A 19,660-nucleotide genomic window follows, 5' to 3' on the forward strand; every position below is an offset into this window, starting at 1 on the left:
GACCCGACCGACAGGTTCGCGCGCACGCTCCCGACGCCGTCGATATCAGACGACCACGGCGATGGCGAAGCCGTCCCAGCCCTTCGCGCCGACGGTCTGCAGGGCCGTGGCGTCGAATCGCGGGTCCTCCCCCAGCATCCGCAGTCCCTCACGGGTGCCGACGACCTTGAGGTCGGTGCTGTCATCGCGGACGATCTCGCCCTCACGCCCGATGTTGTCGAGCACGACCACGGTGCCGGGGTGGCCGAGCTTCGCCGCCCAATCGAGGTAGATCGTGTTCGACTCCTTGTCGGCGTCGATGAACACCAGGTCGAACCCGCCGACCAGGGTGGGGAGCACGTCCACTCCCCTACCCACGCGGATGTCGACACGATCACCGACGCCCGCGGCATCGATGCTGGCGCGGGCGATCGCCGCGTTGTCCGACTCCGCCTCGATCGTCACGACGCGCCCTCCGGGGCCGACGGCCCGCGCGAGCCAGATCGTGGAATAGCCGCCGAGCGTGCCGACCTCCAGCACCCGCCGTGCTCCGCTGATGCGGACGAGGAGGTTCAGCAGCTTGCCGGCGACAGGAGCCACCTCGATCTCGGGCAGGCCCGCCTCGCGCTGCGCGCTGAGCGCCGACTCCAGATCCGCATCGGGTCCGACCAGCAGATCGGAGAGGAAGGCGTCGGCTTCGGACCAGGCGGTGGGGGTGGATTCCATGGCCTCAGCCAACCCCCGCCGCTGCCGTCCGTCAAGACCGCGGTGCGGAGAGCAGGCGCCCCGGAGCATCGGCGAGCTCGGGCTGAGCGCGGAACTGCCCGGTCAGCACCAGCACGACCGTGAGGAGGGCGAGGACGATCCAGGTCGCCACACCGAGCGGTCCGGCCAGGGCCATGTCGGGCTGCGTCGCGGCGACGATGAGGACGAGCCCCGCCGCGGCGTTCAGCGAGCCGTGCGCGATGACCGCCGGCCACACCGATGCCGAACGCAGGCGCAGCCAACCGAGCAGAATGCCCCAGGCCACGCATCCGCCGATCATGAGCAGCACGCCGGTGAGGTCGGTGCGCCCGAAGTTGTAGCCGAGAAGGATGACCGGGCTGTGCCATGCACCCCAGATCACCCCGCTGAGGATCAGGGCCGGCCAGGTGCCGAGCGGGCGCAGCGCCGGAAGCAGCCAGCCGCGCCAGCCGAGCTCCTCGCCGAAAGCGAAGAGGCTGTTGAACAGCCCGCCGACGGGGATCATCGCGAGCTGTGCGAACACGATGACCTGGACAGGAGGCAGCGGCGTGCCGGCCGGGACGGCCTTCTCGAGTTCGGCGGCGAACGCCGCGAACGTCAGATCGAGCTGCACGAAGCCGAGCGCGGCGGAAAGCAGGATACCCAGACCCACCAGCAGCGGCGGAACGAGCCAGCCGGCGACCATGAGCCAGATCACCCGCTTCGCCGGCCGCATCGGCCACAGTCCGAGGAACCGTGCACGCTGGCCGCGCGCGGGGACGCGCATCACGAACGTCACGACGAGGGCTGCCACCGCGGGTGTGAACATCATCACCGGCAGCAGGAGGACCGAGATCGGCTCAGCGAGACCGTCGCCCAGCCACAACGGCAACGCCACCAGCCAGGCGAGGGCGAAGGAGACCGCCACGAAGGCGATCACCGCGGTCCACGGCACGCGGCGCGTGTGCAGGGCCTGATGGTTCATGAGGTCGCCTTTCCGGAGTCGGTCGAGGAGGTGCCGGGTGTTCGTGAGCGGTCGACATAGGCCTGCAGCAGCGCCGCGGCTTCTTCCGCGCCGTCGATCGTCACGATGAACGGCCGTCTGTCACGGCGGGCGACCTCGATCGCCGAACCGCGCCGCATGACGATGCCGGACCGTCCGTCGACGCTGATGCGCCACCCCCAGCCGCCGAACTCGGCGAACGGCGAGATCTCGACGGCGCGCACAGACTCGATCTCGTCGAGCGGGATGCGGATGCGCGGCCACCTCAGCAGGGCCCGCGCCGAGAAGCCCTGCGGCGTGACCTTGACGCGGAAGGAGGCTGTCGCCGCCAGCGCGAGGCCCACGACGAGCACCACCACGGCGACGATCCAGCCACCCTCGACACCGGTGCCGAGCATGAACGCACCGAGCGCGACCAGGCCGAGGAGCACGAAGAACAGGAACGCGAGCGCGCCGCGTGGCATGGTCGTCGTGGCGACCCACACGACGCGTTCTCCCTCCGCCACGTTCACGGCATACCGTGGCTCCAGCGTGCGCCCCCGTTCGGGGCGGACGCGGGGCTGCACGGCCCAGGCGATGCCGCCGACAGCCACGAGTCCGGCGAAGGCCAGTGCGAAGGTCTCGCCGATGCCCGGCACGTCGGAGACATCGGTGAGGTCGCGCTGGAGCGCGAGGGATCCGAGACTCAGGATCGCCGCCAGCGCGGCCATGCCCGCGGCGAGCGCGCCCATCAGGCGGGCAGTGCCGCCCCAGTGCGCACCGGCGGAAGCGAGCGTCGCGACCGCCATCAGCACCGGCAGCCCGAGCCCGAGCGCGATGAGGAGCCAGAGGTACGTGTACGGCGCCCCGAATCCGTCGGCACCGCTCGGGCCCCAATGGGTCGCGACCTGAGCCGGCAGCGTGGGCAACCAGGTGAGGAGGATCACGACGGCGACGGCGGTGATCACGGTCGGCACGATCACCGCGACGAGGAAGAAGGCCACTCGTGCGCGTCGCAGCAGTTGCGGCGCGGTACGGGTGAGGTCGTGGGTGGCGTCACGATGGGTCATGGCGAATCCTCCTCGTGGTTCTCGATCGGGTCCATGCCGGTGCGGGCGTCACGGTGCGCATGGACGATGCCGGCGAGCGTGTCGGCGGAGACGCCGAGTGCCGCGGCACGGCGCACCAGATCGTCGATGTCGTTGGCGAGTTCTGCGAGCGGCGCGGCCGAGGCCGCGATCACCGCTCCCCTGCCGCGACGCAGATCGACTAGGCCCTCGTCACGCAGTCGCTGGTAGGCGTGCAGCACGGTGTGCTGGTTGATGTCGAGCGCTTCGGCGACATCGCGTGCCGCGGGGAGGCGATCGCCCGGAGCGAGGACCCCTGTGAGGATGTCGGAGCGGATGGAGGCCGCGACCTGGTCGTACAGCGCGCGGGAGCTGTCGGGATCGACACGGATGAGCATCCGATCCTCCTCTCGTGGAATCGCTACTTATTCTATGCGAACTATAACAACTGTGACAACCCTCCAGACATCTTTGTCGCTCTCTGCTCGTTCCTCCACACTGGCGTGATGCGCATCACTCCCCGCCGTCTCGCGATCGGCATGAGCCTGTGGATCCCCAACCTCTTCAGCGGCATCCGCATCCGCCGCTTCAGTGAGGATTGGACCCATGCCACGGTCGAACTCCACGTGAACGTCTTCACCCGCAACTACGTCAAGACCGCGTTCGGTGGGTCGATGTCGGCGATGACCGACCCGTACTTCTTCATGCTCGTGATGCACCAGCTCGGACGCGATCACGTCGTGTGGGACACCCGCGGCGAGATCGAGTTCCTCAAGCCCGGCCGTGGCGTGCTCACTGCCGAGTTCGAGGTGTCGAAGGAGAAGGCCGAGGAGATCCGTGAGCGCGCACGCGGCGGAGCCAAGGTGCTCGAGTGGTTCGAGACCGTCATCACCGACAGGGAGGGCGACGTCGTCGCGAAGGTACGCCGCGAGGTCTACATCCGGGAGAAGAAGCGGGTCACGGCTTCCCAGGGCTGACCGCGAGCGTCGACGACCTCGCGATCAGAGTGGGGGCGAGCCGGAGGGTGCGGTGAGCGGTCGATGCCCCCGACACCAGACCGAGGACGAGTTCGAGAGCCGCGCGCCCGCTCTCCTCGAACGGCTGCCGCACGGTCGTGAGGTCGAGCGCTGCGGAGACCTCACCGTCGTCGTAGCCGACGACAGCGAGCGGGGCAGTGCCAGGATCCGCGCGTAGCGCCGACATCACCGCGGCGGCGAACTGGTCGTGGTTCGCGACGATCGCCGTCGCACCCGCGGCTCGGGCCGCAGCGATCACCCGGCCATCGACCGAGGAGGGGTCGGCGACGGCGAGATCGGTCATCGCCAGATGCTGGGTCAGCCCCTCGATACGGAGCATCCCCGCCGACACGTAGGCCGGCGAGCGCTGCGGCTCGTGCACGAAGAGGACGCGGCGATGCCCGAGCTCGGCGAGGTGGCGCCCGATCTGCGCACCACCGTCGCGATCGTCGACGAGGACGACCGGACCGTCCACGTCCGACCGCGTCGGCACCACGTCGACGTAGACGACCGGGATGCGCGCCGCCCTGCTCGCCCGACGTGCGGCCCCGCCCAGTGGAACCCCCATCACCACGAGCCCGGTGGCATCCGTGCGCGTGGGCAGGACGTCGAGCAGCGGCTCGTCGGCAGCCGCGGCGGAATCGAGGTCGTACGGGATGATGTCCACCGCCGCGTCCCTCGCCCGGCGGAGCATGCCGGACAGGCGGCGCAGATACGACGGGTAGGTCGTGAACGGGGCGGCGACCGCGATGCGCGCGGCTCCGACACGTCGCCCCTGTGTCATCCGGTAGCCGAGCGCTGTGGCCGCGGCGACGATGCGCTGGCGGGTCTCGGGGCGCACCCGATGCGGGGCGCTCACCGCCAGCGACACGGTGGAGATGCTCACTCCAGCGCGCTCCGCGACGTCGTAGATGGTGACCCGTCCCGGTCGTGCGCGCATGGTCGGACTTCCTTCTTCATCGAAGTTCTTCGATTGCCCAGACTAGGTCGGAACCCGCACGATCGGAACCCGTCGGTGCGGAACTCGTCGAAGGAGATGACCGATGCCGACACCCCGGTCCCGATTCCAGCGTCCGACGCTCGACAGCGCGGTCGCTGCGTGGGAGGAGCGAGTCGCCCCGCTGCTCGAAGACGAACCCGCAGACCCCGCAGGACGACGCCGAGTCGCTGCGCGCAACGACGACACCGTGAGCGCCGCGCTCGGGATCACGCCGCTCCCTACGGCCTCGGAAGAGCACACGGTTCCGGTCGACGGACATCCCGACGTGCGCATCCGCGTGTATTGGCCCGGCGAGGAGCGCGCGCCGGCGGGATCGGGCCTTCCCGTGCTGGTCTACTACTACGGCGGAGGATTCACGATCGCCGGGATCGACTGGGTCTCCTGGGACGCCCGCTTCCGTGTGAGAGCGCGGGATGCGGGGATCGTGATCGTCGCGGCCGACTACGCCCACGCACCAGAGCAGCGATTCCCCGCGCAACCGGAGCAGTGCTGGTCGGCCTTCGAATGGACCCGCGCCCACGCAGAGGAGCTGGGGGCGTCGCCGGAGCGGATGGCCGTGGGCGGAGCATCGTCGGGAGGCGACCTCGCCGCGGCCGTGACGCTCATGAACCGCGATCGCTCAGCGCATCCGATAGTCCTGCAGTTGCTGGAGAACCCTGCGCTGGATCTGACCATGGGGCACGCCGACATGCGCGGCATCGATGCGCGCATGCCGGGAGTGATCGTGCGCGCGGCCGGCCGCACCCTGGTGCGGCAGTACCTCGGAGAAGACTCCGCAGTCGCCCGCCTCCCCTACGCCTCACCGCTGCGGGCCACGTCGCACGAGCGGCTCCCCCCAGCACTCATCCTCACCTCCGAGCTCGATCCCCTGCGCGGTGACGGAGAGGCCTACGCCCGAGCGCTCTCCGCGGCAGGTGTTCCCGTGACCGCGACGCGCTTCATCGGGCAGACGCACGGCTCGCTCGGCTCGACCGGATACGTGCCCGCCGCAGACGTCGCGCACCGTCTCGTCGTCTCCGAGCTGCGCACGCTGCACGCGAGAGGGGCGGCATGAGCGACCACGAGTACCGCCGGCCGCCGTTGAGTGCCGAGATCCTGGAGTGGATCCAGCGCATCCGCGAGCTCTCCGCGACCCTTCCCGACCTCGAGTCCCCCGAGCCGGGAGCACGACGCCGGGCGCAGCGGGAGTTGAGCGACCTCCTGGCGGTGGAGTTCACCGAGGCGGTTCCCGCAGGCGTGCTGATCGACGACCTCGTGGTCGCCGGTGGGACGGGTCCGCTGCGTGCGCGTCGATTCCGACCAGGGTCCTCGACCGGTGCACTGCCGACGATGTTGTGGCTGCACGGCGGCGGCTGGAGCGGTGGCACGATCGACGAGCTTCTCAACGAGCGCCTGTGCGCTGATCGCTCCCTTCGTTCCGCGGTGCAGATCATCGCACTGGAGTACCGGCTGGCGCCCGAGCATCCCTTCCCGGCTCCGGTCGACGACGCCGTCGCCGCACTCGCTGACATCCGGGAGCGCGCAGACGAGCTGGCGGTCGACGCGCACCGACTCGGCGTCGGCGGCAACTCCGCCGGCGCGACGATAGCGGCCACGACGGCCCTGCGCATGCGCGACGCCGGAACGCCCCTGCACCACCAGACGCTCGAAGTTCTCCCCGCGGCGCTGCGAATCGTCGGGGACTCTATGCACCGCTACCTGCGCCCGGCCGACAGGCAAAGCGTCGAACAGCTCGCCGAGGTCTATCGCGCCGGAGCTCCCCTCGCAGAGTCCTCTCCGCTGGACGCGCCGGATCACCGGCGGCTCGCCCCCGCACTGATCCTCGCCGCCGAGTTCGATCCCCTGAGGGACGGGGCCACCGCATATGCCGATGCGCTGCGGAGGGCGGGAGTCCCCGTCAGACTGCGCATCGGACCCGGCCACGATCACGCCTCCCCAGGTCTCACCCGCCGCTGGGAGGGCGCACGGACCTGGCGCGACGTCGTGGTCGCCGAGCTCGCCGACGCCTACCGCACGAGCCCCCTCCCGATCGCCGATCCGGCGCTGACCACCGGTACGCACCCGTGACCACTCCACACCCCGACCCCGACCCCGACCCGGAGACGATGATGTCCACCCACGCAGTCGATCCTGTCTTCCCCGCGGACCCCGCTCCGCCGCTCACCGCCGATGCGATCCCGGGCCAGCGCCAGACGCGCTGGTTCTGGATCTCCTTCGTGCTCGCCTGGCTCGGATCCGGCATCGCCCAGGGCGTCGCCAGCGTCGCGATCCCCCAGCTCCTCAAGGAGTGGGATCCCGATCGGGCGACGGGCGACCTCAGCATCATCCTCACGCTCGGTGGGGCCGCCATCCTCATCACGACGCCGATCTTCGGCCGCCTCAGCGACCGCTCGATGTCGAGGCTCGGCATCCGTCGGCCCTGGATCCTCTCCGGCTCTCTGATCGCGCTGGCCGGCTACGCGGTGCAGGCCACGGCCCCGTCGCTCCTCGTGCTCGCGGTCGGCACGATCCTGGTGCTCGTGGGGTGGGGCGCCGTCTCGATGACCGTGCACACCCTCTTCGCCGACCAGATCCGCCGCAGCATCCGCGCCATCATGTCGGCCGTCACGGGTGCCGCCACCGCGATCGGGATCCTGGGCGGCGTCTCCCTCGCGGGTGCCGTCGCCCCGATCGGTCAGGTCGGCATGTTCCTGATCCCGGGTGGGCTCGCCGTCGTCCTGGCGATCACGCTGTTCTTCACCCTGAAGGACATCCGTCGTCTGGAACCCGCGGAGCCGATGGACTGGAGCGGCGTCCTGGACACCTTCTGGCTGAGCCCGCGCCGCTACCCCGACTTCGCCTGGGCATGGGTGTGTCGCTTCTTCATGACGGCATCGATCGTGTCGGTCACGAGCTACCTCTACCTGACGATCTCCGGACGCTTCGGGATCGACGACCCGACCGAGATCGCCGCCGTGCAGACGCAGGCCACCGCGGCCTTCACCCTGATGAACCTGGTGATGGCGTTCGTCTTCGGCGTGATCTCCGATCGGACAGGGCGCCGCAAGCCGAGCGTGATCATCGGCGCCCTCGCGAGCGCCGGCGGGCTGGTGCTGGCGATCTCGTTCGGCGACATCGCGTTCTTCCTCGTCGGCATCGCGATCGTCGGAGCCGGGCAGGGAGCGTACATCGCGGCAGACGTCGCCCTGATGACGGAGTGCCTCCCCTCCGTCGAGGACGCGGGCAAGGACCTCGGCATCGTGGCGCTCGCCTACCTGCTGCCGGGCATCCTCGTACCCGTTTTCGGATTCTTCGCCACCCGCATAGGCTCGCCGACAGGTGAGAACTTCGCGGCCCTCTACATCGGCGCGGTCGTGATGGCCGTGATCGCCGCGTTCGCGGTCACCCGAGTGAAGGGCGTGCGATGACCGATGCTCCCCGTCTCGGCGGCGCAGCCCGTCGCGAGTACCGGCGCCTGAACCGCGCCTCGGACATGCCTCCGCGGACGCACCACGAGGTCGTTCGGGCAGCCGACATCCCCGTCCCGGCGGACGACGGCGTCACTCTCCTCACCGACCATTGGCATGCAGAGGGGGCCGGCGGGCACACGGTGCTGATCCGCACTCCCTATGGGCGTGACGGCATCGCCGGGGTGGCGCTCTTCCTCGCCGAACGCGGGCACCATGTCGTGGTGCAGAGCTGCCGCGGCACGTTCGGTTCGGGCGGCGCGTTCGACCCGCTGCACGACGAGGTCGCCGACGGGCAGGCGACCATGCGCTGGTTGCGCGCGCAGACGTGGGCGACCGGCCGTGTGCACTCCTGGGGCGGAAGCTACTTCGGCGTGACGCAGTGGGCCTACTGCGACGGCGACGAGCGTCCCGACGCCCTGGGCATCGCGATCTCCGCGCGACGCTTCGACGACGCGATCCTCTACCCGGGCGGCGGATTCTCGATCGACACCCCTCTCACATGGGCCTACGCGCTGGACATCCAGGAGCGGTCGCTGCCGTCGAAGGCCTGGGCGCTGCTGCGCGCCCGCCGCGCTTTCCGTCGTGGGGCGCTCGCGATTCCCCCCTCGGAGGCGGTGCGCGTGGCGCGTGACGCGGACCCGCAGTTCTTCCGCGACTGGGTCGAGCACAGCGACCACGGCGACCCGTGGTGGGAGCCGATGCACTTCGCGCAGGATGTGGAGACCATCCCGCCCGTCACGCTCGTCGCCGGATGGCAGGACCTGTTCCTGGTCGGTCAGCTGGCGGACTACGCCGCCCTCCGCGACGCGGACCGCCCGGTGCGCCTCATCATCGGCGACTGGGTGCACGGCGCTCCGGAGATCACCGTCATCGGGGTCCGCGAGGCGCTGCGCTCCTTCACCGCGGACGCGGTCACGAACGGCGTGCGCCTCGACGTGACCGGAGGCGGTGGCCGGCGGGAGCTTCTGAGCTGGCCTCCGCCGCACATGGCGATGACCGTGACGCTCACCGCCGACGGGCAACTCGACCGGAGCGGTGCCGAGCACCCCGCCGCCGACCTGACGTACCGCTACGACCCTGCGGATCCGACCCCGGACGGCGGCGGACGCACGCTCAATCCGTTCTCCGCAGGACGACGCAGACAGGGCGTCCGCGAACGTCGGGACGATGTGCTCGTGTTCACCGGCGATCCGCTTCCGGAAGACCTGCTGGTCATCGGAGTGCCCGAGATCGCCCTGCCGTTCTCGTCGTCGAATCCCCGAGCCGACCTGTTCGTGCGTCTCTGCGAGGTCGACACCCGGGGCGTCTCGCGGGCGGTCACCGACGGGTACCGACGGCTCTCCCCCGACGATGCGGGGATCGAGGCGGGCACCGTGCGGCTCGAACTCGCGCCCCTCGCCCACCGCTTCGCCGCCGGGTCGCGTCTGCGCGTGCAGGTGTCGTCCGGTGCCCACCCTCTGCATCTGCGCAACCCCGGCACGGACGATCCGGTGCGCGATCACTCGCGCCTGCTCGCCAGCGAACAGACCGTGCGTGTGGGAGGGACCGATCCTGCCACCCTCACCCTGCCCGCCGAGGTGACGGTCCCGACTCACGCGGGAGCCTCGTCACCCGCCGTTCACCGTCGCGTGCCACGATGACGGGATGCCCCTCGCCCGTCGCCTGACTCTCGCGGATGCGGTCGCCATCGGCCTCGGCTCGATGATCGGCGCCGGCGTCTTCGCGGTGTGGGCTCCCGCGATCGGCGTCGCCGGGAGCGGCATCCTCATCGCCCTCGCGGTCGCCGCCGTCGTCGCATACTGCAACGCCACCTCGTCGGCGCAGCTCGCCGCAGCGCACCCCGTCGCCGGTGGCACGTACGCCTACGCCCGCGCGGAGATCGGTCCCTGGTGGGGCTTCATCGCGGGGTGGAGCTTCGTGATCGGCAAGATCGCCAGCTGCGCGGCCATGGCCATGACCTTCGCCGCATATGCGGCCCCGGCCGGATGGCAGGTGCCCGTCGCCGTCGCGGCGGTCGTGCTCCTCGCCGTCGTGAACTGCTTCGGTGTGACACGCACGGCCCTGGTCACCCGCATCCTCGTCGTGTGCTCGCTGCTCGGGCTCGCGGTCGCGGTCGGCTTCGGATTCGCGGCCACCCCGACCGCCTCTCCCACCCCGCTGCCCGATGCCACGGTCTACGGGGTGCTCCAGGGCGCCGGGCTGCTGTTCTTCGCGTTCGCCGGCTACGCCCGCATCGCGACGATGGGCGAAGAGGTCGTCGATCCCGCGCGCACGATCCCCCGCGCCATCGTGTTCGCCCTGGGGGGCGCGGTCGTCGTTTATGCACTGGTCGGTGCGGTCGTCGTGCTCGTTCTCGGCGCCGATGTGATCGGTTCGACGGCGCCGCTGGTCGACCTGCTCACCGCCGCCGGCGCATCGGCGTGGACTCCGGTTCTTCGCGTGGCAGCGGCGGCCGCCTCGCTCGGCGCTCTCCTGGCGCTGCTGACCGGAATCGGCCGCACGACTCTGGCTATGGCTCGCGAGGGCGATGTTCCTCGATTCCTCGCGAAGATCGACCGGCGCCATCAGGTTCCGCAGCGCGCCGAGATCGCCATCGCCCTCATCGTGATCGCCATCGTGCTCGTCGCCGATCTGCGCGGCGCCATCGGTTTCTCGTCCTTCGGCGTGCTCCTCTACTACCTGATCGCGAATGCAGCCGCCTTCCGGCAGACGGGGCGCGCACGACGCTATCCGCGAGCCCTGCAGGTGCTCGGAGCCCTCGGATGCCTGGTCCTGGTGAACACCCTGCCCGTGTTCGCGTCGCTGGTCGGAACCGCCGTCGTGCTCCTCGGTGTGGGATACCGGATGCTGCGGCTGCGGTTCACTCGGGTGTGAGAACCGTGCGGGGCCTAGGCTCACCGCTCGGATGTCAGCCGCTCTGAGGTCAGCCGCTCTGAGGTCAGCCGCTCGCCTCGGAGCGGTACGCCCGTGGGGCGATCCCGAGCACGGTCTGGAAGTCGCGCGTGAGGTGCGCATGATCCGCGTAGCCGAGCTCGGCGGCGATCGAGGCAAGATCGGCTCCCGGCTCCTCGCGCACACGCTGCGCCGCCTCCTGCAACCGCCGACGCCGGATCATCGCTGCGGGTGAGAGGCCGACGTAGCGGTGCGTCATCCGCTGCAGGGTGCGCACCGAGACGGCGAGCCTGGTCGCCGCCTCCTCGGGGGTGAACGCCGGGTCATCGCCCATCAGCACGTCCATCACCGCGTTGGCCTGGCGTGCAGGATCGCCGACCGGTGACGCGCGCTCCTCGAGCCAGCGGGAGAAGGCCTCGACTGCACGCTCTCTGTGCCTTTCGTCCGAGCCCATCGCCGAGACGACGGCATCGCGAAGCGCGGCGACATCGCCGGCCTCGTGGTCGAGCACCCGCTCGCCGTCGACCAGGGATGACGGATCCTCGATCAGCGCAGCGACCGCCGCCGGTCGCAGAAGTGCACCGACGGCCCATCCGCTCCCCCGCAGGTCGCGGTGCGACGCGCGGGTCGTCGCGCCCGACAGCGTCACGGCTTCCGCATCGACGACGAGGTTGAGGGCCGGATAGGCGACGATCTCCTGCTGCGAGGAGCGCCCTGGTGCGATGTCCCACTCCGGGATCCAGAACCATGCGACCAGACCCGTCACTGCCGACGGTGCCGGCAGCCGGTGGAACTGCGGCAGGCGAGCGGGATACAGCACACCACGGGTCGGATTCACCATGCGCCCAGCGTAGGGTCCACCGCCGACGCCCGAAGGCTGTCGCGGATCTTCAAGCCGCCGGCACCTCGCCCGGCCTAGCGTGGCGGCATGAGCAACGACGACACCACGACCCACGACACCTCCACGACCGGCACGAGCGGTACCTACACGACGAACGGCCGCCCGAACAGCGCTACCTCGCTCACTCCCTTCCTGGCGATCCCGGATGCGAAGCAGGCCATCGAGTTCTACCGCGACGTCTTCGGCGCACGCGTCATCGATGTGACCGAGTTCGGCGGAGTCGTCGCCCACGCCGACCTCGACTTCGGTCTCGGCCTGCTCCAGCTCGGAGAGCCGAACGCCGAGTACCGCCTCGTGCGCTCCCCCGGGGGCGACGACGACTGCTACTCGATGGGGCTGTACGTCTCCGACGTCGATGCGGTCGTCGAGAAGGCCGTCGCCGCGGGAGCGACCGTGCGCGAAGCCCCGGCACCCTTCGTCTCGGGCGACCGATTCGCCAGCATCCGCGACCCGTTCGGGGTGCGCTGGTCGGTCATGACCCGCGTGGAGGACATCTCCGACGAGGAGAGCAGCCGCCGGGTGGCGGAATGGGCGGCCTCGTTCAGCGCGGCACCGGCAGACGGCGCGAGCTGAGCGATGCCTCGGCCGCACGGCACACCGCGGGAAGCAGCGCCTCGGCCGTGCGGCGATAGCCCAGCGCGCTCGGGTGGAAGCGGTCGAGGCTGAACATCGCCTCGGGCTCGTCGAAGAACATCGCTCCCACCGCTCGACGCAGATCGACCGGTTCGGCGCCCGCCCGCCGTGCCGTCTCGTCCTGGATCTCGGCGAGACGGCGGGACAGGCTGGAGGCGAGGCGGCGGAGAGGTTGCGGCACCGCACGCAGCGCACCGAGGTCGGGGCAGGTGCCCACGACGACCTCGGCCCCTCTCTCACGCAGCCGGCGGATCGTGTCGTGCAGGTGCTGTGCAGACAGCGCCACGGGCAACCGGTGCGTCACGTCGTTCCCTCCGACGACGATCACGGCCACGTGCGGACGGTAATCCGTGGGCAGGGCATCGAGCTGGCCGGGGAGATCGGGCGACTCCGAGCCGACGACGGCGACCGTGCGCAGCCGCACCGGCCGATGCATCCGGCGTCCCGTCGCCTTCGCGAGCCGCCCGCCGAGGGTCTCCTTGCGATGCTCGGCCCCGAGGCCTGCGGCGACCGAGTCGCCGAGTACGAGCAGTTCGAGGGGCTCTCCGTCGAGACCTCGACGCCAGAGGCGATCCGCATCGAGCGCTTCCTCGCCCAGCGGCTTCCCGATCCGGCGTCGTGCGAGCGCCGCCTGCTGCCGGAGCACGAGACGGAAGCCGACCAGGAGCGCGACGAGTGCCACCCCGACCAGGACAGGCGGCACGACGACGAGGTTCCGAACGCGACTCACGCCCCGATTCCACCCCGACATCGTGAACGCGGCGTGAACGGGAGCAAGGACGCCCCGTCATTCCGGGTGCACCTGTCGGGACTTCGTGCGGATGTCGGGCAGAGCCACGGCGATTCCCCCGACATCCGTGCATCCGCCCGACAGATGTCCCGGCGCGGCGGACCGGACCGGACCGGGCCGGACCGGTCAGGACAGCGGCTTGAGCTCCAGCTCGCCGGTGCCGGCGGAGACGGTCGCGAAGGCGGTGTAGCCGTCGGCCGCCGAACGCTCGAGCAGCGCCTTGACGTTCTTGGTGCGTCGCTCGAGCCGCACCCTCGCGCCCCCTGCGATCAGCGCCGCCTTGTGCCGGACGAGCTCGTGCACCGGAACGTCGGCATCGTGGATGAGCACGACGGCATGTGCGGTCGCATCGGCCTCGTCGGCGATCAGGTCGACGAGGCGTTCGAAGCCGAGCGAGAAGCCCACGGCGGGAACCTGCTGTCCGAGGAAGCGGCCGATCATGCCGTCATAGCGACCGCCACCGCCGAGCGAGTAGCCGACCGAGGGGTGCGCGAGCTCGAAGATCGTGCCGGTGTAGTACCCCATGCCGCGCACGAGGAACGGATCGAAGACCAGGGGGATGTCGGACTGCCCCCGCCCCGCGGCCACCGCCTCGCCGATTCCGACCAGGTGCTCGACCAACTCGGTCGGGGCACCATCGGGGAGCGCCTTGCGGATCTGCCGCTCGCCGAACGGGTTGTACTCCATGGTCTGCGGACGACGCAGGAACGCATCGAACGCGTCGGCGGCTGCGGTGGAGGCGCTGCGCTCACGCAGCTCGGCCGCCACACCCTCGGGCCCGATCTTGTCGAGCTTGTCGATCGTGATGAGCACCCCGGGGCGCTCCTCGGCGGTGAACCCGAAACTGTCCAGCATCCAGTCCAGCACCCGACGGTCGTTGATCCGCACGGTGGCGCCGTCGAGACCCAGCGCGTCGACCGCGTCGAGCGAGGCGACCATCAGCTCGGCCTCGGCGCGCGACGAGTCATCTCCCATGATGTCGATGTCGCACTGCACGAACTGGCGGTAGCGCCCCTTCTGCGGGCGTTCGGCGCGCCAGACCGGACCGATCTGGATCGAGCGGAACACCGTGGGCAGCTGGCCGCGGTTGCTGGCGTAGAAGCGCGCGAGCGGCACGGTCAGGTCGTAGCGCAGGCCGAGGTCCGAGAGGGCGGCCGGGTCGTCGGCGGCAGCGCGGATCGCGTCGGCGTCGAGGCCGCGGCGCAGGATGTTGTACGACAGCTTCTCGTTGTCGCCGCCGATGCCGGCGTGCAGGCGATCGTAGTCCTCGACGACGGGCGTCTCGATCTCGTCGAATCCATGCGCACGGTAGCGCTCGCGGATGACGGAGAGCACGCGCTCACGGCGGGCCTTGTCGGCGGGGAGGATGTCGCGCATGCCGCGCGGCGGGTTCACGGTAGCCACGGTTCCATCTTCCCAGGTCTGTCGACGCCCCCGTGCCGGGATCAGGATGCGGCTTCGGCGGCCCGCACGTCGTCTTCCAGTACGCGCAACCGCTCGCGCAGCGCCCGCTCGGCATCCCAGCCCTGCGCACGCGCCGTCGCCACCAGTGCCAGGAGCGCCTCACCGAGCTCGTCCTCCGATGCCGGGGCGGCGGCGGACTCCACCGCGACGCCCACTCCCGCCGCGCGACCGGCGAGCTTCTGGGCGAGCGCGAGCGCCGGCATCCCCCGCGGCACACCATCGAGCACGCTGCGGCGGGTGCGCTTCTCCGCCGCCTTCGCGGCGTTCCAGTGCACCAGCACCTGCTCCGGCGTCTCGGCCACCTCGCCGGCGAACACATGCGGATGCCGACGCACCATCTTCTCGGTGAGCGTGCGTGCCACGTCGTCGATGTCGAAGGGATCGTCCGGGTCCTGTGCCGCGATCGCCGAATGGAACAGCACCTGCCAGAGCAGATCCCCCAGCTCCTCGCGGAGGTCGTCGCGGCTGCCGCTCTCGACGGCGTCGATCACCTCGTGCGACTCCTCGATCAGGTACGGCACGAGGTCACGGTGTGTGATCCGCTGCGACCACACGCAACGCTCCCGGACGGCGTGCATGGTCTCGGCTGCCTGACGCAGCGGATCGGCAGCGTCCGCCGTGGCCGGGGACTCAGAGCTCACGCTTCCTCCTTGCATCGACCCGGCCGGAAGCGGCGAGGGCCGGAACATTCCTCATGACGATGCGGACGCGACCCGACGGTACCAGCGCGCCCGCAGGGAGACGATGATCCCGGAGAACACCAGAGCGATCAACGACCCCACGAGCACACCGAGGATCGCCTGGTCCCTGATGCCGCCGTCGTCGGCGAAAGCGAGGTTCGCCAGCAGCAGCGAAACGGTGAAGCCGATGCCGCCGAGGGCACCGGCGGCGAGGATGTCGGCGAACGGCAGCGCAGGATCGGCGCCCTTCGGACGGATGCGCATCGCGAGCCAGCCGAACAGCGAGATGCCAATGATCTTGCCCACGGGCAACGCGACCACGATCGCCCAGAACGCCGGCGACAGCTCGGTGATCGAGACGGCGGGGATCACCACGAACGCCGCGACGAAGGCGAACAGCGGCAGGATGGCGCCGTTCACGGTCGGCTCGAGTGCGTGCCTGGTGCGCCCGGCGGGCACGGGCGACATCACGAGACCGAGCAGCACGCCGGCGATCGTGGCGTGGATGCCGGAGGAGGCGACCAGACCCCAGGTGATCACGCCGACCAGGGCCATGGCGACGGCGATCAGCGGGTGGCCCTTGGCGTGCAGCAGTCTGCTCAGCGCCCAGAAGACGGCAACGCCGACGATCGCGAGCCCGAACAGCAGCCACTGCACGTCATCGGCGAACAGCACGGCGATGAAGATGATGCCGATGATGTCGTCGAGGATCGCGAGGGCGAGCAGGAAGACGCGGACGCGCGAGGGCAGTCCCTTGCCGAACATCGCCAGCACGCCGAGGGCGAACGCGATATCGGTCGCCGTGGGGATGGGCCAGCCCGGAGCCGTCGTGCTGTCGCCGCCGGCGATCAGCAGGTACACCGCGATCGGGACCAGCACGCCGCCGGTCGCCGCGATGGCGGGCTGCACGGCCTTGCGCGGGGAGTCGAGCTCGCCGTGGGTCAGCTCGTGGCGCAGCTCGATGGCCACGACGAGGAAGAAGACGGCGAGAAGGCCGTCGGACACCCAGTGCGCGATCGACAGATCCAGGGCCGTGCCGGGGATCGCGATGTGGAGATCGAGGAAGGCGGCGAGCGCGTCGTGCGTCGGCAGGTTCGCGAGCAGGAGTCCGAGGCCGGCCGCGATGAGGAGGAGGACGGCAGGGAACTGCTGCCCGCGGAGGGGGTTCGCTGAGATGCGCATTCCCCCCATCGTAGGTCGCCGACAGGCCTCGGCGCCTCTCGTCATCGCCCGATCGCGAAGCAGATCGTCATGCGTGCAGGACACTCCTCTGACGAGGGATACTCTCGAAGTGTGACCCCCGCACACTCCTTCTCCGAGCCCACGAACACCGAGGCCATCCGCGTGATCGGCCGATTCGAAGCCGGCCGCGGCATCCCCGATGCCATGCGCACCGATGTCAGGATGCTCGGGCAGCTGCTCGGGCAGGTGCTGCGCGAAGCCGGCGGCGACGACCTCTTCGAAGACGTCGAACGGCTGCGTCTGGCGACGATCCAGGCCTATGACGAGGAGACCTCCGACGCCTTCGAGCGCGCGGCGGCGATCGCCGAGTCGTTCACGGTGGCTCGGGCCGACGAGGTCGCCCGCGCGTTCACCTGCTACTTCCACCTCGTGAACCTCGCCGAGGAGCACCAGCGCGTGCGCGTGCTGCGCGAGCGCGCCGGACAGCCGGGCCGGGAGGACGCCGCCGACACCGTCGCGACCGCGTACGCGCGGCTGCGCACCGAGGTCGGCGACGACGAGGCCTGCCGCCGACTGGAGGGGCTCCGCTTCCACCCGGTCTTCACGGCGCACCCCACCGAGGCCCGCCGACGCGCGGTGTCGTCGAGCATCCGCCGCCTGTCCGAGCTGCTCACGCAGCACGATGCCGCGAGCGAGGGCGGCTCGGAGGAGCACCGTGCCCGCCGCCGGATGCTGGAGGAGATCGACACCCTCTGGCGCACGGCCCCGCTGCGGTCGCAGAAGCCCTCCCCGACCGACGAGGTCCGCACCGTGATGGGGGTGTTCGACGAGACGCTCTTCACGACGGTGCCGCACGTGTACCGCCGCATCGACGATGCGCTCCGCGGAGAGGACTCCGGCGCCACCGCCCCGGTCGTTCCCGCCTTCGTGCGGATCGGCTCCTGGGTGGGCGGCGACCGCGACGGGAACCCCTTCGTGACGGCATCCGTGACCCGCGAGGCCTCCCAGATCGCGGCCGACCATGTGCTGCGCGGTCTCGAGCGCGCGCTCGATCGCATCGGCCGCACCCTCACTCTCGCCTCCGACGACACTCCGCCCAGCGTCGAGGTCACGGCGCTGTGGGAGCGGTTCGCCGCGGCGGAGCCGAACCTGGCGGCCGAACTCGCCACCCGCTCGCCCGACGAGCCGCACCGTCGCGTGCTGCTGGTGCTGGCGCGTCGCGTCGCCGCGACCCGTCACGGTGACAGCACTCAGGCGTACTCGCGTCCTGAGGAACTGCTCGCGGATCTGCGCGCGGTGCAGTCCTCGCTCGCGGACGCCGGAGCGAAGCGGCACGCGTTCGGCGGTGTGCAGCACCTGATCTGGCAGGTCGAGACCTACGGCTTCCACCTCACGGAGCTCGAGGTGCGCCAGCACTCCCAGGTGCACGCGAAGGCCCTGGCCGAGCTCGATGCCGGCGAGGCCATCAGCGCGCAGACCGAGGAGGTGCTGGAGGTGTTCCGCGCGATCGCGGACATCCAGAACGACCGTGGCCTGCGCGCCGCCGGGCGCTACGTCGTCTCCTTCACCCAGGCGGCTTCCGACCTCGCGAACGTGCACCGTCTCGCCCGCTACGCGCTGGGTGACGACGCCCCGGTGCTCGACGTGGTGCCCCTGTTCGAGACGTTCGCCGATCTGCAGGCGGCACCGGGCATCCTCGCGGAGGCCGTGACGTTCCCCGAGTTCCGCGAGCGCATGGCCGCCACCGGCAATCGGCTCGAAGTCATGCTCGGCTACTCGGACTCGTCGAAGGACGTCGGCCCCGTCGCCGCTAACCTCGCCCTGTACGAGGCGCAGGAGAAGATCGCACGGTGGGCGCAGGAATCCGACATCGAGCTGACCCTCTTCCACGGTCGCGGCGGTGCGCTCGGCCGCGGCGGCGGGCCCGCCAACTCCGCGATCCTCGCGCAGCCTCCGCACTCGGTCGACGGCCGGTTCAAGCTCACCGAGCAGGGCGAGGTCATCTTCGCCCGCTACGGCGAGCCCGCGATCGCCATGCGGCACATCGACCAGGTCGCGGCGGCGACGCTGCTGGCATCCTCCCCCACTGAGGAGGAGCGCACGAGCCGGGCGGCCGCCCGCTATGCCGAGGTCGCCTCGATCATGGACGCGGCCTCCCGGGAGCGCTTCTTCTCGCTCGTGAAGGCGGAGGGCTTCGCCCCCTGGTTCGCCACCGTGACCCCGATGGAGGAGATCGGGCTGCTGGCTCTCGGCTCCCGCCCCGCCCGCCGGGGGCTCTCGGTCGAATCGCTGGAAGACCTGCGGGCCATCCCGTGGGTGTTCGCCTGGACGCAGGCCCGCATCAACCTCGCCGGATGGTTCGGACTTGGCACCGCCCTGGACGCGGTCGGCGACGAAGAGCTGCTCGTGGAGGCGTACCGGGAGTGGCCGCTGCTTCGCACCATGATCGACAACGTCGCGATGAGTCTCGCCAAGACCGACGAGCGCATCGCCCGTCAGTACCTGGCCCTCGGCGACCGCGACGATCTGGCACAGCTCGTGCTCGACGAGCTCGCGACCACGCGGCGCTGGGTGATCCGTCTCACCGGGGGCGAGAGCCTGCTCGAGAACAAGCCCGTGCTGCAGCGCGCCGTGCAGCTGCGCAGCCCCTACGTCGACGCGCTCTCGCTGCTGCAGCTGCGCGCGCTGCGGGCCCTCCGCTCGGCCGCAGAGGATCCGACCGGCTCCGGCGCCGACCCGGAACAGCAGCGGCTGCTGCTGCTGTCCGTCAGCGGTGTGGCCGCCGGCCTGCAGAACACCGGGTGACCGACGTCGCCACCGACCGAGCGGGAACCCTCGCTTTCGGTGCCCACTAGAGTGAAATCTCTGCCGGATCCGGCACAGCCTCACGCGACACGATCGC

At 70.6% G+C, this 19,660-nt stretch carries 18 protein-coding genes; 8 read left to right on the forward strand and 10 right to left on the reverse strand.

The features are described 5' to 3' along the window. Positions 1 to 45 precede the first annotated feature (45 nt). Genes ACP699_RS05750 through ACP699_RS05765 form a run of 4 tightly spaced genes read right to left on the reverse strand, consistent with a single transcriptional unit; the run spans position 46 to position 3,149 of the window. A complete protein-coding gene (locus ACP699_RS05750) occupies positions 46 to 705 on the reverse strand; it encodes an O-methyltransferase (protein WP_426169896.1) in 660 nt (219 codons plus the stop codon). Between the two features lie 31 nt (positions 706 to 736). Beyond that, positions 737 to 1,687, reverse strand: a complete 951-nt coding sequence (locus tag ACP699_RS05755; RefSeq protein ID WP_127482654.1) for a CPBP family intramembrane glutamic endopeptidase — start codon at positions 1,685 to 1,687, stop codon at positions 737 to 739. Beyond that, positions 1,684 to 2,754: a DUF1648 domain-containing protein gene (locus ACP699_RS05760; RefSeq protein ID WP_426169900.1), complete on the reverse strand. Its 1,071-nt coding sequence runs from the start codon at positions 2,752 to 2,754 to the stop codon at positions 1,684 to 1,686. The genes ACP699_RS05755 and ACP699_RS05760 overlap by 4 nt, the downstream gene beginning before the upstream one ends. Beyond that, positions 2,751 to 3,149, reverse strand: coding sequence for a GntR family transcriptional regulator (locus ACP699_RS05765; RefSeq protein ID WP_055864631.1), 399 nt, complete (start codon positions 3,147 to 3,149; stop codon positions 2,751 to 2,753). The genes ACP699_RS05760 and ACP699_RS05765 overlap by 4 nt, the downstream gene beginning before the upstream one ends. A gap of 108 nt (positions 3,150 to 3,257) precedes the next feature. Here ACP699_RS05765 and ACP699_RS05770 point away from each other — a divergent pair, with 108 nt between their 5' ends. Then, the gene (locus tag ACP699_RS05770; protein ID WP_055875935.1) at positions 3,258 to 3,728 is read left to right on the forward strand and encodes a PaaI family thioesterase; all 471 of its coding nucleotides are present in this window, start codon (positions 3,258 to 3,260) and stop codon (positions 3,726 to 3,728) included. Here the strand turns inward: ACP699_RS05770 and ACP699_RS05775 are convergent. Then, the gene (locus tag ACP699_RS05775) at positions 3,709 to 4,707 is read right to left on the reverse strand and encodes a LacI family DNA-binding transcriptional regulator (protein WP_426169905.1); all 999 of its coding nucleotides are present in this window, start codon (positions 4,705 to 4,707) and stop codon (positions 3,709 to 3,711) included. The two genes, ACP699_RS05770 and ACP699_RS05775, sit on opposite strands and share 20 nt — an antisense overlap. Before the next feature lie 103 nt (positions 4,708 to 4,810). Between ACP699_RS05775 and ACP699_RS05780 the strand changes: the two genes are divergently transcribed. The 5 genes from ACP699_RS05780 to ACP699_RS05800 are packed head-to-tail and all read left to right on the forward strand — an operon-like array spanning position 4,811 to position 11,090. After that, positions 4,811 to 5,821, forward strand: coding sequence for an alpha/beta hydrolase (locus ACP699_RS05780; protein ID WP_426169908.1), 1,011 nt, complete (start codon positions 4,811 to 4,813; stop codon positions 5,819 to 5,821). After that, a complete protein-coding gene (locus ACP699_RS05785) occupies positions 5,818 to 6,834 on the forward strand; it encodes an alpha/beta hydrolase fold domain-containing protein (protein ID WP_426169911.1) in 1,017 nt (338 codons plus the stop codon). The genes ACP699_RS05780 and ACP699_RS05785 overlap by 4 nt, the downstream gene beginning before the upstream one ends. Continuing rightward, on the forward strand, positions 6,831 to 8,174 hold the full coding sequence (locus ACP699_RS05790) for an MFS transporter (protein ID WP_426169914.1): 1,344 nt from the start codon (positions 6,831 to 6,833) through the stop codon (positions 8,172 to 8,174). Before ACP699_RS05785 ends, ACP699_RS05790 begins: the two co-directional genes overlap by 4 nt. Continuing rightward, entirely contained in the window at positions 8,171 to 9,856 is a 1,686-nt protein-coding gene (locus tag ACP699_RS05795; protein ID WP_426169917.1) for a CocE/NonD family hydrolase, read from the forward strand. The genes ACP699_RS05790 and ACP699_RS05795 overlap by 4 nt, the downstream gene beginning before the upstream one ends. A 4-nt stretch (positions 9,857 to 9,860) precedes the next feature. Further along, entirely contained in the window at positions 9,861 to 11,090 is a 1,230-nt protein-coding gene (locus ACP699_RS05800; RefSeq protein ID WP_426169920.1) for an APC family permease, read from the forward strand. Positions 11,091 to 11,154: 64 nt separating this feature from the next. Here the strand turns inward: ACP699_RS05800 and ACP699_RS05805 are convergent, their stop codons facing one another. After that, complete coding sequence (locus tag ACP699_RS05805; RefSeq protein ID WP_426169923.1) at positions 11,155 to 11,949, reverse strand: helix-turn-helix domain-containing protein; 795 nt, start codon at positions 11,947 to 11,949, stop codon at positions 11,155 to 11,157. A gap of 87 nt (positions 11,950 to 12,036) precedes the next feature. Here ACP699_RS05805 and ACP699_RS05810 point away from each other — a divergent pair, with 87 nt between their 5' ends. Beyond that, positions 12,037 to 12,582, forward strand: a complete 546-nt coding sequence (locus tag ACP699_RS05810) for a VOC family protein (protein ID WP_426169926.1) — start codon at positions 12,037 to 12,039, stop codon at positions 12,580 to 12,582. On the opposite strand, the gene ACP699_RS05815 is transcribed toward ACP699_RS05810, so the two are convergent. The 4 genes from ACP699_RS05815 to nhaA form a co-directional block, all read right to left on the reverse strand. Next, complete coding sequence (locus ACP699_RS05815; protein ID WP_426169929.1) at positions 12,551 to 13,372, reverse strand: SGNH/GDSL hydrolase family protein; 822 nt, start codon at positions 13,370 to 13,372, stop codon at positions 12,551 to 12,553. The two genes, ACP699_RS05810 and ACP699_RS05815, sit on opposite strands and share 32 nt — an antisense overlap. A 186-nt stretch (positions 13,373 to 13,558) precedes the next feature. Then, positions 13,559 to 14,809 carry a histidine--tRNA ligase gene (hisS, locus tag ACP699_RS05820; RefSeq protein ID WP_426171534.1) on the reverse strand — a complete coding sequence of 417 codons (1,251 nt, stop codon included), beginning with the start codon at positions 14,807 to 14,809 and terminating at the stop codon, positions 13,559 to 13,561. A gap of 68 nt (positions 14,810 to 14,877) precedes the next feature. After that, positions 14,878 to 15,552: a MazG family protein gene (locus ACP699_RS05825; RefSeq protein ID WP_426171536.1), complete on the reverse strand. Its 675-nt coding sequence runs from the start codon at positions 15,550 to 15,552 to the stop codon at positions 14,878 to 14,880. A gap of 36 nt (positions 15,553 to 15,588) precedes the next feature. Next, positions 15,589 to 16,758, reverse strand: coding sequence for a Na+/H+ antiporter NhaA (nhaA, locus tag ACP699_RS05830; protein ID WP_055864677.1), 1,170 nt, complete (start codon positions 16,756 to 16,758; stop codon positions 15,589 to 15,591). 111 nt (positions 16,759 to 16,869) lie between these two features. Here nhaA and ACP699_RS05835 point away from each other — a divergent pair, with 111 nt between their 5' ends. Further along, a complete protein-coding gene (locus ACP699_RS05835; protein ID WP_426169934.1) occupies positions 16,870 to 19,563 on the forward strand; it encodes a phosphoenolpyruvate carboxylase in 2,694 nt (897 codons plus the stop codon). Positions 19,564 to 19,660 lie beyond the last annotated feature (97 nt).

The sequence above is a fragment of the Microbacterium sp. DWRC1-3 genome (assembly GCF_049896645.1).
Taxonomy (GTDB): Bacteria; Actinomycetota; Actinomycetes; order Actinomycetales; family Microbacteriaceae; genus Microbacterium; species Microbacterium maritypicum.

Bases quoted from the DNA above. Each gene is read 5' to 3' on its own strand.
- hisS (WP_426171534.1), bottom strand. From the start codon at position 14,809: ATGCGCGACATCCTCCCCGCCGACAAGGCCCGCCGTGAGCGCGTGCTC.
- ACP699_RS05750 (WP_426169896.1), bottom strand. From the start codon at position 705: ATGGAATCCACCCCCACCGCCTGGTCCGAAGCCGACGCCTTCCTCTCC.
- ACP699_RS05780 (WP_426169908.1), top strand. From the start codon at position 4,811: ATGCCGACACCCCGGTCCCGATTCCAGCGTCCGACGCTCGACAGCGCG.
- nhaA (WP_055864677.1), bottom strand. From the start codon at position 16,758: ATGCGCATCTCAGCGAACCCCCTCCGCGGGCAGCAGTTCCCTGCCGTC.
- ACP699_RS05765 (WP_055864631.1), bottom strand. From the start codon at position 3,149: ATGCTCATCCGTGTCGATCCCGACAGCTCCCGCGCGCTGTACGACCAG.
- ACP699_RS05770 (WP_055875935.1), top strand. From the start codon at position 3,258: ATGCGCATCACTCCCCGCCGTCTCGCGATCGGCATGAGCCTGTGGATC.
- ACP699_RS05825 (WP_426171536.1), bottom strand. From the start codon at position 15,552: ATGCAAGGAGGAAGCGTGAGCTCTGAGTCCCCGGCCACGGCGGACGCT.
- ACP699_RS05775 (WP_426169905.1), bottom strand. From the start codon at position 4,707: ATGCGCGCACGACCGGGACGGGTCACCATCTACGACGTCGCGGAGCGC.
- ACP699_RS05810 (WP_426169926.1), top strand. From the start codon at position 12,037: ATGAGCAACGACGACACCACGACCCACGACACCTCCACGACCGGCACG.
- ACP699_RS05800 (WP_426169920.1), top strand. From the start codon at position 9,861: ATGCCCCTCGCCCGTCGCCTGACTCTCGCGGATGCGGTCGCCATCGGC.
- ACP699_RS05785 (WP_426169911.1), top strand. From the start codon at position 5,818: ATGAGCGACCACGAGTACCGCCGGCCGCCGTTGAGTGCCGAGATCCTG.
- ACP699_RS05755 (WP_127482654.1), bottom strand. From the start codon at position 1,687: ATGAACCATCAGGCCCTGCACACGCGCCGCGTGCCGTGGACCGCGGTG.
- ACP699_RS05805 (WP_426169923.1), bottom strand. From the start codon at position 11,949: ATGGTGAATCCGACCCGTGGTGTGCTGTATCCCGCTCGCCTGCCGCAG.
- ACP699_RS05760 (WP_426169900.1), bottom strand. From the start codon at position 2,754: ATGACCCATCGTGACGCCACCCACGACCTCACCCGTACCGCGCCGCAA.
- ACP699_RS05795 (WP_426169917.1), top strand. From the start codon at position 8,171: ATGACCGATGCTCCCCGTCTCGGCGGCGCAGCCCGTCGCGAGTACCGG.